8 protein-coding genes are annotated in these 14,610 nt (G+C 68.5%); 3 read left to right on the plus strand and 5 right to left on the minus strand.

The window, feature by feature from the left end; genetic code table 11:
• Positions 1-65: 65 nt before the first annotated feature.
• From rpoB to rplJ, 4 genes are all read right to left on the minus strand, one after another.
• Entirely contained in the window at positions 66-3,551 is a 3,486-nt protein-coding gene (gene rpoB, locus NQ706_RS05515; protein ID WP_006946069.1) for a DNA-directed RNA polymerase subunit beta, read from the minus strand.
• Positions 3,552-3,944: 393 nt separating this feature from the next.
• A complete protein-coding gene (locus NQ706_RS05520) occupies positions 3,945-7,415 on the minus strand; it encodes an ABC transporter ATP-binding protein (protein WP_038567071.1) in 3,471 nt (1,156 codons plus the stop codon).
• A 198-nt stretch (positions 7,416-7,613) separates the two neighbouring features.
• A complete protein-coding gene (rplL, locus tag NQ706_RS05525) occupies positions 7,614-8,000 on the minus strand; it encodes a 50S ribosomal protein L7/L12 (RefSeq protein WP_006946083.1) in 387 nt (128 codons plus the stop codon).
• A gap of 105 nt (positions 8,001-8,105) precedes the next feature.
• The gene (gene rplJ, locus NQ706_RS05530) at positions 8,106-8,696 is read right to left on the minus strand and encodes a 50S ribosomal protein L10 (RefSeq protein ID WP_038570391.1); all 591 of its coding nucleotides are present in this window, start codon (positions 8,694-8,696) and stop codon (positions 8,106-8,108) included.
• A 397-nt stretch (positions 8,697-9,093) separates the two neighbouring features.
• Between rplJ and NQ706_RS05535 the strand changes: the two genes are divergently transcribed.
• The 3 genes from NQ706_RS05535 (at position 9,094) to NQ706_RS05545 (ending at position 13,432) form a co-directional block, all read left to right on the plus strand.
• Positions 9,094-9,861 (plus strand): DUF6318 family protein, encoded by a 768-nt coding sequence (locus NQ706_RS05535; RefSeq protein ID WP_038567068.1) that lies wholly within the window; start codon positions 9,094-9,096, stop codon positions 9,859-9,861.
• A 127-nt stretch (positions 9,862-9,988) separates the two neighbouring features.
• Entirely contained in the window at positions 9,989-10,807 is an 819-nt protein-coding gene (locus tag NQ706_RS05540; protein ID WP_051805669.1) for a hypothetical protein, read from the plus strand.
• Between the two features lie 222 nt (positions 10,808-11,029).
• Positions 11,030-13,432 carry a lamin tail domain-containing protein gene (locus tag NQ706_RS05545; RefSeq protein WP_038567065.1) on the plus strand — a complete coding sequence of 801 codons (2,403 nt, stop codon included), beginning with the start codon at positions 11,030-11,032 and terminating at the stop codon, positions 13,430-13,432.
• Positions 13,433-13,562: 130 nt separating this feature from the next.
• Here the strand turns inward: NQ706_RS05545 and rplA are convergent, their stop codons facing one another.
• The gene (gene rplA, locus NQ706_RS05550) at positions 13,563-14,282 is read right to left on the minus strand and encodes a 50S ribosomal protein L1 (RefSeq protein WP_038567056.1); all 720 of its coding nucleotides are present in this window, start codon (positions 14,280-14,282) and stop codon (positions 13,563-13,565) included.
• Positions 14,283-14,610: the final 328 nt, after the last annotated feature.

The raw sequence follows: 14,610 nt of genomic DNA on the forward strand, positions 1-14,610 counted from the left end.
CTGATCCGACACGCGGTGGGCCGGGCGATCATCTCGATCGACCCACCGCGTGTCGGGCGCCGTGATCAGACTTCCTCGACGCTGCTCGGCTCGCGGCGCGACAGGTCGATGCCCAGCTCCTCCGCGGCCCGGAACACTTCCTGCTCCGAGTCGCGCAGGTCGATGGCGGTGCCGTCACTGCTCAGGACCTCGACGTTGAGGCAGAGCGACTGCATCTCCTTGATGAGGACCTTGAACGACTCCGGGATGCCCGGCTCGGGGATGTTCTCGCCCTTGACGATGGCCTCGTACACCTTGACGCGGCCCGTCACGTCGTCCGACTTGATCGTCAGCAACTCCTGCAGGGCGTATGCGGCGCCGTAGGCCTCGAGGGCCCACACCTCCATCTCACCGAAGCGCTGACCACCGAACTGCGCCTTACCACCGAGCGGCTGCTGCGTGATCATCGAGTACGGACCCGTCGAACGCGCGTGGATCTTCTCGTCGACGAGGTGGTGCAGCTTCAGGATGTACATGTACCCGACGGAGACCGGCTCCGGGAACGGCTCACCCGAGCGGCCGTCGAACAGCTGCGCCTTGCCGGAGTCGCCGATGAGGCGCACGCCGTCGCGCGTCGTGTTCGTCGACTCGAGCAGGCCACGGATCTCCGTCTCGCGCGCACCGTCGAACACTGGCGTCGCAATACGGGTGTTCGGGCCCGTCTCACGTGCATCGGCCGGGATCTTGGCCGCCCACTCCGGGTCGCCCTCGATCTTCCAACCACGCGAGGCGGCCCAGCCCATGTGCAGCTCGAGCACCTGACCGGGGTTCATTCGCGAGGGAACACCGAGCGGGTTGAGCACGACGTCGACCGGCGTGCCGTCCTCGAGGAACGGCATGTCCTCGACCGGCAGGATCTTCGAGATGACGCCCTTGTTGCCGTGACGGCCGGCGAGCTTGTCACCGTCGGTGATCTTGCGCTTGTTCGCCACGTAGACACGCACGAGCTGGTTGACGCCCGGGGGCAGCTCGTCGCCCTCGTCACGGTCGAAGACCTTGACGCCGATGACCGTGCCGGTCTCACCGTGCGGAACCTTCATCGACGTGTCGCGAACCTCGCGGGCCTTCTCACCGAAGATGGCGCGCAGCAGGCGCTCCTCCGGCGTCAGCTCGGTCTCACCCTTGGGCGTGACCTTGCCGACGAGCAGGTCGCCGTCACGAACCTCGGCGCCGACGCGGATGATGCCGCGCTCGTCGAGGTCGGCCAGCACCTCGTCGGAGACGTTCGGGATGTCCCGCGTGATCTCCTCCGGGCCCAGCTTCGTGTCGCGGGCGTCGATCTCGTGCTCCTCGATGTGGATCGAGGAGAGCGTGTCGTCCTGCACGAGGCGCTGCGACAGGATGATCGCGTCCTCGTAGTTGTAGCCCTCCCACGGCATGAACGCCACGAGCAGGTTCTTGCCGAGCGACATCTCGCCGCCGTCGGTGGCGGGGCCGTCAGCGATGACGGCGCCCTCCTCGAGGCGCTCACCCTCGTTGACCACGACACGCTGGTTGTAGCAGGTGCCCTGGTTCGAGCGCGTGAACTTCGCGATGCGGTACGTCGAGTACGTCGCGTCGTCGTTGGCGACCGTGACGAGGTCGGCGGAGACCTCCTGCACGACACCCGCCTTCGTGGCTCGCACGACGTCACCCGAGTCGAGTGCCGCACGGTACTCGATGCCGGTACCGACGAGCGGAGCCTCCGAACGAACGAGCGGCACCGCCTGACGCTGCATGTTGGCACCCATGAGGGCGCGGTTGGCGTCGTCGTGCTCGAGGAACGGGATGAGTGCGGTCGCGGCCGACACCATCTGACGCGCCGAGACGTCCATGTAGTCGACGTCCTCGATCGCGACGTCGCTCGCCTCTCCGCCCTTGGTGCGCGCCATGACGCGGTCCTCGGCGAAGTGGTTGTCCGGCGTCAGCGGCGCGTTCGCCTGCGCGATGACGAACGTGTCCTCCTCGTCGGCCGACAAGTAGTCGACGTCGTCGGTGACCTGGCCGTCGACGACCTTGCGGTACGGCGTCTCGACGAAACCGAACGGGTTGATGCGACCGAACGACGCGAGCGAACCGATGAGACCGATGTTCGGGCCTTCCGGCGTCTCGATCGGGCACATGCGGCCGTAGTGCGATGGGTGGACGTCACGGACCTCCATGCCTGCGCGGTCACGCGAGAGACCACCCGGGCCCAGCGCGGACAGACGACGCTTGTGCGTCAGACCGGCGAGCGGGTTGTTCTGGTCCATGAACTGCGACAGCTGCGACGTTCCGAAGAACTCCTTGATCGACGCCACCACGGGGCGGATGTTGATCAGGGTCTGCGGCGTGATGGCCTCGACGTCCTGCGTCGTCATGCGCTCACGAACCACGCGCTCCATGCGGGACAGGCCCGTGCGAACCTGGTTCTGGATGAGCTCACCGACGTTGCGCAGGCGGCGGTTGCCGAAGTGGTCGATGTCGTCGATCTCGACGCGGACGTCGATCTCTTCGCCGTGACGCGTGCCCTTCATCGTCTCCTCGCCGGCGTGCAGCGCGACGATGTACTTGATGGTGGCGACGATGTCGTCGATGCCGAGCGTCGAGTCCTCGAGCCCGCCGTCGACGCCCAGCTTCTTGTTGACCTTGTAGCGGCCGACCTTCGCGAGATCGTAGCGCTTGCCGTTGAAGTACAGGTTGTCGAGCAGCTGCTGGGCAGCCTCACGCGTCGGCGGTTCGCCCGGGCGCAGCTTGCGGTAGATCTCGAGCAGCGCGGCGTCCTGGTCGGCCGTGTGGTCCTTCTCCAGGGTGGCGCGCATCGACTCGTACTGGCCGAACTCCTCGAGGATCTGAGCCTCGGTCCAGCCCAGCGCCTTGAGCAGCACCGTCACGGACTGCTTGCGCTTGCGGTCGACGCGGACACCGACCATGTCGCGCTTGTCGATCTCGAACTCGAGCCACGCACCACGGCTGGGGATGACCTTCGCCGTGTAGATCTCCTTGTCGGAGGTCTTGTCGATGGAGCGCTCGAAGTAGACGCCCGGCGAACGGACGAGCTGCGAGACGACGACGCGCTCGGTGCCGTTGATGACGAACGTGCCGCGGTCCGTCATGAGCGGGAAGTCGCCCATGAAGACCGTCTGGCTCTTGATCTCGCCCGTCTCGGCGTTCATGAACTCAGCCGTGACGAACAGCGGAGCCGCGTACGTCATGTCGCGCTCCTTGCACTCCTCGATTGAGTACTTGACGTCCTCGAATCGGTGGTCGCGGAAGCTCAGCGACATCGAGCCGGAGAAGTCTTCGATCGGCGAGATCTCCTCGAAGATCTCCTCCAGACCGGAGCGCTCGGGCACGTCGACACGGCCCTCCGACTTGGCGGCGGCCACGCGGGCCTGCCACTTCTCGTTGCCGAGAAGCCAGTCGAAGCTCTCGGTCTGCAGCGCGAGCAGATCCGGGATTTCGAGGGGCTCACGAATTTTGGCGAAGGTGAGACGGCCGGAGGCAGTCTTCGCCGAGGACAGAGTCTGGGTCGCGGTGCGCGAGGCAGCCAAGGAGGGTCCCTTCCAGAGGCCTTACAGATCGGCAGTGCGCGCTACCTGCCGTACGGCCCTCCCCCTCGACGCTCCTCGGACGGCCGGCGTCAGGATGTCACGACCAAGCAGAGCGGGCGGCTCTTTCGTGGTGCGCGTTTCGACGCGGAATCCGGATCGGGTGTCGGGGGCAGGCGCAGACAGGGCAGCGCAAAATAGCAGAATAGTACCCAGTGAAGAACGATGCAAGCCGACGGGCTCGGAACCCGAGTCTGCCGCACCGCGTGCCCATCCTGACGAGCCCGGGTGGACCGCATCGACCGCTATATCCGGCGCCTCCCCCGGCGCCATCTTGACCCCACGAGAATGACGCAGGGCGGGCGCACAGTCAAGCAGCGACGCGCCGGTCGCCCGTCACCCCGCCAGGTGCGACCAGCGCGTCTCGAGCTCACGCCACGGGCCGGCGTCCGCAACCCTGCCCGCCTCCAGGACGACGACGCGGTCGGCCCGGGCGAGAGCCGAACGCTTCGACGTCGCCCCGACGACCGCGCTGCCACGCGCGCGCAACGCGTCCCACAGCTCGAGCTCGGTGCGCGCGTCGAGCGCGCTCGAGACGTCGTCGGCCAGGAGCAGTTCGGCCTCCGTCGACAGGGCTCGCGCGAGCGCCAGCCGCTGAACCTGCCCACCGGACAGTCGCACCCCGCGGTGGCCGACGAGACTGTCCCGGCCGCCCGCGTTGTCGATGTCGGGGGTGAGACGCGCAGCGTCGACGGAAGTGTCGAACTCGCGCTCGTGACCGAGGAGCACGTTCTCGGCGAAGGAGCCGGAGAGCACTCGGGGCGTCTGGGCGACGTAGGCGACCTGGCCGGGGCGGAGGAAGAGCTCTGGCTCGCTCACCTCTCGTCCGTTCCACGTGAGCGAGCCGGTGTGGTGCACGAGCCCCGCAAGTGCGGCCAGCAGGCTCGACTTGCCGGAGCCCACGGCTCCCAGGAGCAGCACGAGCTCGCCCTGCCCGACGGCGAGGTCGACGCCTTCTACGCCGACCGTCCCGTCGTCGTGCAGGGCGGCGAGGTCGCGCAATGCCAGTTCGCGCAGGGGCTCCCGCGGCGTCTCGGGTACCTGAGGCGCCGCACCGGAGGGCAGGTCGAGGCCGGCCGGGAGGTCGACGAGATCGGCCCCACCGGCGAGTTCGCTCGTCGCCCTGAGCCAGGCCCGCGTTCCGGGCGCCTCGGTGACGACGGACCCGGCGACCCGGCCGAACCAGTCGAAGTTGGACGCTGCGTTGACGACGAGCAGCGCCGTCGCAAGGCCCCAGGTGCCGTACAGCGCCCCCGCCCAGGCTGCCACGATGCCTGCCTGCACCATGAGCGTCGGGACGCCATCGAGCACCGCGGCGACCCGGTGCTCGCGCACCGCAGCCTCGACCCGCGTGCGGTCGACGGCCGCGAGATGTTCGCGGATGCGCCCGGTGCGGCCCGCGAGCTTGATGGTGCGCGCCGCTTCGAGCGAGGAGACGAGGGCGCGACCGAACTGGGCGCGGGACGCCGACGCCCGCGCGGCGGAGCGGCCCGCCACGCGCCGTCCGAGGGCGGAAGCCAGGGCCGAGCCGACCATGATGACGAGCAGGACGAGACCCGCGAGCCAGGTGCCACCGAGCACCGCGGTGAGCACGACGATGACGAAACCGTTGGTGAAGTCGATCCACCGGTCGGCATAGCGGACGAAGCGATCCGAATCCATCGCGCGCGCGACGACCTCGCCGGGAGGCGTGCGCGGCAGCCGGTGCTGCCCCGTCTGTCCGATGAGCACGCGCATGCGCACCCGCAGGGAGATCTCGATCCACCACCGCGGGTAACGGATGACGGCCACCGCGAGCGAGACCGGGCCGAGCATCACGCACACCGAGACCGCGGCCGCCCAGCCCCATGCCGAGGTGCCGTCCGCCAGCGCCTGCACGGTGTGACCCCACGCCCAGCCCGTGACGCTGCCGATGGCACCGAAGATGGAGAACGCGAGGAACGCGAAGATGGCCACGACGCCCCACTCGGGCCGCACCTTCAGCGCGTTGATGATCGCGCGCGCGAGGGACGATCCCTCGGGGATGTCGCGCGTGACGGGCGCCGCGCCCGTGCGTCGCGCGTGCGCGACGTGCGGGGCCTCATGGTCCGGGGCGGGGACGGCGGACGCGCCGGCGGCTTCGGTGAGGTCGCGGAAGTAACCGGGTGTCTCGAGCAGTTCGTCACGGCGACCGAACTGCACGAGGCGCCCGCGCTCCATGACGCCGATGAAGTCGGCCCGCTCGATGGTGCCGAGACGATGCGCGATGAGGATGCCGGTGCGCCCCTCGAGCAACCGTGCGGAGGCCGCGACGACGCGGGCCTCCGTCACCGGATCCATGCGGGCGGTCGCCTCGTCGAGCACGATGACGCGCACGTCGCGTGCGAGCAGACGGGCGAACGCCAGCAGCTGCTCCTCGCCGGCCGACAGGCTCACGCCACCCGGGCCGAGCACCGTGTCGAGGCCGTCGGGCAGGGTCGAGACCCACGGGCCGAGACCGAGCGTCTCGACGACGTCCTCGATCTGAGCGCGCGGCAGCGGCTCGAAGACGGTGATGTTCTCCGCCAGCGTGCCGGCGAGGATCTCGGTGCGCTGCGTGACAACACCGACGCCCCCGCGCAGCGCCTCCAGGTCGAGGTCGCGCACGTCGACGCCGCCGAGGAAGAGCGAACCGGGCGGCGGCTCCACGGCGCGCGAGACGAGGGAGGCCAACGTCGACTTGCCGGATCCGGTGCGTCCCACCAGGGCGAGAGTCGACCCGGCCGGCACGTGCAGGTCGACGTCCTGCAGCGCGAACGTGCCGGTGCCGTAGCTGAAGTCGAGGTGACGTACGTCGAGATCCAGCGGGCCCTCCGGCAGCGCTCGTCCGCCCTCGGGTTCGGCCGGAACGGCCAGGAGGGCGCGCAGGCGCACGATGGCGCCAAGGCCCGCCTGCATGTCCGGGAACTGCTCGGCGACCCGGGCCAGCATGCCGACGAACGTGCTCGTGACGAGGAACATCGTGACGAGATCACCGACCGACATCGACGTGCGCGAGGCGAGCGCGACACCGGCGAGCACGACGAGGACGAGCAGCAGGTGCAGCGACAGGCCGGTGCGCAGCAGCAGCTTGACCTCGAGGCGCACGACGGCCAGGAACCGCTCGTGCACGCGCGCCGACAGCTTGGCGAGGCGCGCGACCACGAACGGCTGGCCGAGGCTCGTGCGGATGTCGTCGCGGCCCGCGACGCCCTCCTCGAAGATGGCGGCGTGCTCGGTCCAGGCGGCCTCCTCGAGCACCTTGCCCGCCGCGATCGGGGCGAGCAAGGAACGCATGAGCACCCACGTCAGCGCCGCGAAGAGCGGGAAGAGCACCCAGGCCGGCCACCACGTGATACCCGCGACGATCCACATCGGCACCATGGCGAGCGTCATCCGCAGCACCATCCAGATCTGCTGACGCAGCAGGTTCGAGATCTCGTGGGTGTCGTCGTCGACACGGTCGAGGATCTCACCGCCCGCCTGCTCCGACAGGGCCTCGAGCGGTTGCGCGAGCACCGCGTCGACGAGGTCGCGACGCAGCTGCCCGGCGGCACGATCGACCATGCCCGCCCACAGGAAGCGCCCCGCGGTGTCGACGAGCGCCCCACCGAGGACGGTGACGGCCAGCAGCGTCACGAGGCGAGCGCTCGTGTGCTCGGCCAGCCGACCCGCGATGACGGACGCCGCCGTCGTCGCCAACGCCGTGACGGCCGCGAGGATGACGGCGGCCCACGTACTGGGGACGGCGATGCGTCGCCATCCGATCTGGCGGGATGGCGAGGCGTGCGGCGCGGGTGGTGTCGTCATGGCACGTCACAGGCTACGGGTGAACACCGACAACCGCACCCGAATATCGCGCGCGTCATCGGCGGCACCGGCCTCGGCAGGGTTCCTCCGGCGCGGCGCCAGGTCTGAGGGCATGCGAAAGCGGGCCGCACCGTGATGGTGCGACCCGCTTCGACGCGATGTCTCGCGATCAGTGCCCAGGCAGTGCCCGGGCAGAGATCACTTGACCTCGACGGTGGCGCCGGCGCCTTCGAGGGCTTCCTTGGCCTTGTCGGCAGCGTCCTTGGCGACACCTTCGAGAACCGGCTTCGGGGCGCCGTCGACGAGGTCCTTGGCCTCCTTGAGGCCGAGGGACGTGAGGGCGCGCACCTCCTTGATGACCTGGATCTTCTTGTCACCGGCCGAGGCCAGGATGACGTCGAACTCGGACTTCTCCTCGGCAGCGCCGGCGTCGCCGCCGCCTGCAGCCGGAGCAGCCGCGGCAGCAACCGGGGCAGCAGCGGTGACGTTGAAGGTGTCTTCGAAGAGCGTCACGAACTCGGAGAGCTCGATGAGCGTCATTTCCTTGAAAGCCTCGAGGAGCTCGTCGTTGGAGAGCTTCGCCATGATGGGCGTCCTTTCTGTTCTGTCGGACCCGGACCGATGTGGTCGTGGGATCCGTGCCGTGAGTGGCGTTGTGGTGGGTTTGCGCTGATGCCGGTCAGGACCGGATCAGGCCTCGTCGCCACCCTCGGCGACGTCTGCGGTGGCCGCTTCGGCAGCCGGGGCTGCGCCGGTGGCCGGTCCCTCGGTCTCGACCTTCGCACGCAGGGCGTCGACGGTGCGAGCAGCCTGCGACAGCGGGGCCGCGAAGAGGTAGACAGCCTGGCTGAGCGAGGCCTGGAGGCCCCCGGCCAGCTTGGCGAGCAGGGTCTCGCGGGACTCGAGGTCCGCGAGCTTGTTGATCTCCTCGGCCGACATGGCCTTGCCGTCAAGGACGCCGCCCTTGATGACGAGGAGAGGGTTGGCCTTGGCGAAGTCACGCAGCTTCTTCGCCGTCTCCACCGGGTCACCGGTGACGAAGGCGATAGCGGACGGGCCCTGGAGCTGGCCGTCGAAAGCCGTCACGCCGGCTTCGGCAGCCGCACGGGCGGTCAGCGTGTTCTTCACCACGGCGTAGGTGGCGTGCTCACGAATGGAGTTACGCAGATCGGTGATCTGCGCCACGGTGAGACCGCGGTACTCCGTCAGCACGGCAGCATCCGAGTTGCGGAAGTTGTCCGCAAGCTCGGCAATGGCTGCATTCTTAGCGGCGGTAGCCATGCGCGCCTCCTTCGGTGGTGAGTGCCAGTCGCTCGGGCGACACGAAAAAAGAGCCTCGGCGCAGGCGCGCTGAGGCTCTGAAAACATGCTGACGAACAGCACGATCATCGACTGAAGCTCACCTGCGCCGGACGCTCACTGACGTGAGGCCTTCGGTCACATCCACCCAGAGGCAGAGTGCAACAACCGGCGGTCATTGGTTCTCCCAATGTACCGGGCGGGCGGCGGGCGGCCAAATCGGTGCGATCGACGCCGGTGGTCACTGGTGCACAGGCTGCGGAAACCTGACGAAAAACTTACCATCGCCATCGGGTGCGACACGCGCCGGGCTGGTGAAACTCGAGGAGTGGCCGGTGACGCACCGGGCGCTGCCTCACCGCCGACCGAAGGACCAAGCATGCCCGACGCACCCACCCCCGCAGCTGTTCTACCCGACGATGGCGCGACCGCGCGTCGTGGACTTGCCGGGCGCCATCTCGCGCCACGTGGGGTCGCCGCGATCGCCCTGGTCGCGGCCGTGACGACGGCGGTGAGTGGGTGCGGCGACGACTCGACGGCCGATGCCTCGACGAGCACCATCGCCCCCTCCGACATGAGCCGCATCGCGGCCGGCAACACGCCGCGTTCCAGTTCGACTGACCCTTCTACGTCGTTGCGCAGCGCCGCCTCGTCGGCGCCCGCGACCTCGCGAAGTGCTTCGGTCGCGCCGAGCGCGCCCGGGACGACGTCCAAGGCCAGCGCCGCCACAGTCGTCATCCCCGACGCCGCCAAGGCCCACACCAGAGACGGCGCCAAGACCTTCGTGAAGTTCTACTGGGAAACCCTCGATGTGCTAGCCGCCAAGCCTCAACCGGATGCGTTGCGTTACCTTTCGCAGCCGGAATGTGCCACGTGCCAGCTCCAGATCACTGGCCTCTCGGACTTGCTGCGGGAGGGCGCCCACATCGAAACCAATCAGCGTCGCCTTGACCATTGGGCCGTGCGTGCCGACTCGGTGGACGACTCCGTCGTGGTGACGTTCCGGCAATCCGACCGTGGCAACTTCAAGGTGGGCGCCGACGGCTCCCGAAAGCAGTTCGCACCGAACAACCTCGGCGTCGCAGCCCGGGCCGACTGGACCGCCGGAGGCTGGAGGATCGGAGCTGCTGGTGCGGACAAGTCCTGATGACCGCGCGCAGCACCAGCGAACAACAAGCTCAGCTTTATTAACCGCGTGCCTCGCCGCCACGGCCATCTTGGGTTCCGCGACCACAGCCTCTGCTGATCCGCGCTGCCCGGATCCCACAGCGTGCGTGATTGATGACGGCGTCATCATCCACGTGACGAATCCCGGCGTGCCGACGAAACCGACCCCCGGCCGCCCCGGCGTCGGGTGGACCCCGCCTCCTCCGCACGACACCACGAACTACCCCGGCACCCAGCCTGGCCGGCCCCACACAGAGAACGGACACAACACCGGCGACATCGCCGCGTACTACGACGCGGGCAGCGCGTCACTCAACGCCCGCCCCGCTGACATTCCGTGTGCGACGGGCGAGGGACAGACCCCGAAGCTGTCGTGCGTCAACTACACCACCGCGCCACCTGCACCCACGATGACCACCCCCGCATCAGGAACCGCCACCGCGCCAGCAGCTCCGGCCGCGCCCACCTACACCGCCGAACAAGCAGCCACCCAGGCCTGGACGACCCAGACCTTCACGAAGGCCACCGTCGCCATCCAGCCCACCGGCAACACCACCCTCACCGGCTTGCCCACCTACTTCCACGCCACCTACGGCCCCGACGGGCTCGCCCCCGGTGAGACGACCACCGTCACCCTGCTCGGACACACCATCACCCTGCGCCCCACCGACGTCACCTACACCTACCACTACGGCGACACCGCCACCCACGGCCCCACCACCGACGCGGGCGGGCCCTACCCCACCGGCACCGTCACTCACACCTACCCCACCAAGGGCACCGTCACCACCCGCATCGACACCACCCTCAGCGGCCAGTACCAGGAGAACAACGGCCCCTGGCACACCATCCCCGGCGCCACGACGATCACGGGACAGCCTCAACAGCTCACCATCGCCACCCTCCAATCACGCCTCCACCACTGACCACCGCACCCACAGGACACACCCGCCGCCCGACCGCTCGCACCCACCCGCCAGCTGCACCACGAATACGCGACTGCGCGCCATTCCCCGTGCGGGTGCACAAGTCTCCAGCAGAGTCGCTGCACCAACTGTTCACCCACTGGCCACGATGACGCACCCTGCGCGCCGCGGCCCGCCGCCTACTGTCAGCTCGTCCTATTGCTGAACCAACGAAAGCCCCTCATGCCACTGCTTCCCCAGCGCCCCACCGCCATCGTCACCGTCGCCGCAGCCGTCGCGGGGCTGACGTCGTTCTCGCTGTCCACCGCAGGTTCGGCGCAGGCTGCGTCGACCACCGTCACGATCAGCGAGGTGTTCGGCGGAGGCGGCAACAGCGGCGCACCGCTGCGCAGCGACTTCGTCGAGCTCTACAACACCTCGAGCGCGCCCGTCGACCTCACCGGCTGGAGCGTCCAGTACTGGTCCGCGTCGGGCACGAGCGCCCAGAAGACTCCGCTCAGCGGCCAGGTCGCACCGGGACACCACTTCCTCGTCAAGGAAGCCGACGGCGCGAACGTGTCCGCGCCCGCCCTGGAGAATCCTGACGTGACGGGCACGATCGCGATGTCGGGCACCGCGGGCCGCGTCGCCATCGTCGACCCGAACGGCGCCACCGTCGACCTCGTCGGCTGGGGCGGGGCGAGCGTCGCGGAGGGTTCCCCTGCCCCCGCGACGACGAACTCGACGTCCGTCTTCCGCAAGAGCGAGTGCACCGACACCGACGACAACGCTGTCGACTTCACCGTCGGCACCCCGACCCCGACGTCGTCGGCGGCCGGCGCGACGGCCTGCACCCCGCAGGCACCGCACGAGCCGTCGACGGTGACGATCCAGCAGATTCAGGGTTCCTCGCACCTCTCGCCGCTCAGGGACGAGCGCGTCAGCAAGGTCAGCGGTGTCGTCACCGCCACCAACGCCACCGGGTTCTGGATGCAGGCCCCGAGCGACGACGACGACGCGACGAGCGACGCCGTCTTCGTCTACACCAAGACCGCGCCCACCGCCGTCGTCGGTGACGCCGTCAGCGTCGACGCCACCGTCTCCGAATTCCGACCGGGCGGCGCCTCGGGCAACGACAACCTGACGACGACGCAGCTGACGAGCCCCGTCGTCACCGTCACCGCGTCCGGGCAGGCGCTGCCGGCGCCTGCCGTCCTCGGCAAGGACCGCATCGCCCCACAGCAGAACGTCGAGTCGGGCGACCCGAAGAACGTCGAATCGGCAGCGGCCACCTTCGACCCGACGAAGAACGCGATCGACTTCGACGAGTCGCTCGAAGGCATGCGCGTCGCCCTCGACGATGCGCGCGCCGTCGGCCCGACCAACCCCAAGTACCGCGAGACCCCGGTCGTGCCCGGTCAGAACGTCGACGCGCTGACCACGCCGCGCGGTGGCGTGCTCTACTCCGGCTACGACCACCCGAACGCGATGCGCGTCATCCTCGACGACCAGGCCAAGCCCGCCAACCCGCTGCCCGTCAGCACCGTCGGTGACGTCTACACCGGCCGCACCACCGGCATCATGGACTACTCCTTCGCCATGCCGCACGTGCACGTCACCGACGTCGCGGGGCACCGCAACGCCGGCCTGAAGCGCGAGACGACGAAGGCCCAGGGCCTGTTCGAGATGGCCGTCGCGACATTCAACGTCGAGAACCTCGCACCCAGCGACCCGCAGACGAAGTACGACCGCCTCGCCGGCCAGATCACGGGCAACCTGCGCGCCCCCGATGTCCTCGCGCTCGAAGAGATCCAGGACAACAACGGCGCCCAGAACGACGGCACCGTCGACTCGTCCACGACCGTCAAGAAGCTCGTCGACACCATCAAGGCCGCCGGCGGCCCGACGTACCAGGCGCGCTGGGTCGACCCCGAGAACGGCAAGGACGGAGGCCAGCCCGGAGGCAACATCCGCCAGGTGTTCCTCTACCGCACCGACCGCGGCACGTCGTTCGTCGACAAGGGAACCCCCGGCGCGACGACGGCCACCGGCGTCACCGGGCGTGGCCTGTTCACCGACCTCACCGTCTCGCCCGGCCGCATCGACCCGACGAACACCGCCTTCACCGACTCGCGCAAGCCGCTCGTCGGCGAGTTCAAGTTCCGCGGGACGAAGGTGTACGTCATCGCCAACCACTTCAACAGCAAGGGCGGCGACGACCCGCTCTTCGGCCGCTGGCAGCAGCCCGTGCGCTCGTCCGAGACGCAGCGCCACGCGCAGGCCACCGTCGTGCGCGGATTCATCGACAAGCTGCTCGCCGCCGACCCCAACGCTCGCATCGTGACGCTCGGTGACCTCAACGACTTCGAGTTCAGCCAGACCACCGACATCCTCGCCGGAAGCGGCAAGACAGCGATGACGGACCTGCCGCGCACCCTGCCCGTCAACGAGCGGTACTCGTACGTGTACGAGGGCAACAGCCAGATCCTCGACCACATCCTGCTCAGCCCCAAGCTGGCCCAGCCCTGGCTCGGCCTCGGGAAGCCGCCGTTCAACTACGACATCGTCCACACCAACAGCGAGTTCCCCGACCAGGACTCCGACCACGACCCACAGATCGTGCGCATGACCGTCACCCCGTTCTGACGTCATGCGGCCGGCCACGTGATCGGGACGGCACAACAGGCGAGGCCCGCACCCCGAACGAATCGGGATGCGGGCCTCGCCCGTCCAGAAGCGTCGACCGCTCACGTAGAGCGATCGAGCGAGAAGCCGATCAGGCCTGCTCGGCGCCGTCCTCCATGAGGTTGCGCGTACGCGACTGGTCGATCAGGATGCCGGGGCCCATCGTCGTGGCCATCGTGGCCTTCGTGATGTAACGACCCTTCGACGCCGACGGCTTCAGACGCAGGATCTCATCGAGCGCAGCCGCATAGTTCTCGACGAGAGCCTTCTCGTCGAACGAGGACTTGCCGATGATGAAGTGCAGGTTCGCGTGCTTGTCGACACGGAACTCGATCTTTCCGCCCTTGATATCTCCGACGGCCTTCGCGACGTCCATCGTCACCGTGCCCGTCTTCGGGTTCGGCATGAGACCACGCGGACCGAGCACCTTACCCAGGCGACCGACCTTGCCCATGAGGTCCGGCGTCGCGACGACGGCGTCGAAGTCCGTCCAGCCACCCTGAACCCTGGCGATCAGGTCATCCGAACCAACGAAGTCGGCTCCGGCAGCCTCAGCCGCCGCAGCCTTGTCACCGTTCGCGAACACGAGGACGCGAGCCGTCTTACCCGTGCCGTTCGGCAGGTTCACCGTGCCACGAACCATCTGGTCCGCCTTGCGCGGGTCGACACCGAGGCGCATCGCAACCTCGACCGTCGAATCGAACTTCGTGCCGGCAGTCTCCTTCGCGAGGCGAACAGCCTCGAGCGGCGAGTACAGCTTGCCTTCTTCGATCTTCTCTTCCGCCGCGCGGTACGTCTTGCTGCGCTTCATCTCAAACTCCTTCAACAGGGAGATCGTGGTTCTACGAGCCAGCGCCGGCCCAACCACTTTCGGGCTCCGCGCCCCCGACACCAGGTCGATCCTGACGCCGCGATGCCACATGGGCAACCGGTTCATGTTACGTGACGTGCGGGAGTGGGGTGAAATCGGCGACGGACGCACGAAGCCCCTGACCCAGGTGAGGGCCAGGGGCTTGCGTCGAACCGGCAGAACCGTCAGACAATTTCATCTCGACTGAACGCACCCCGCCGGAACGTCACGGCAGTACGAACATCACCGACCGTACCGAAGGTGCACTCTCAGACACTTTTTCTCGACT

Origin of the sequence: Dermacoccus sp. BD5 (assembly GCF_044878485.1) — a bacterium.
Classification (GTDB): domain Bacteria; phylum Actinomycetota; class Actinomycetes; order Actinomycetales; family Dermatophilaceae; genus Dermacoccus; species Dermacoccus nishinomiyaensis.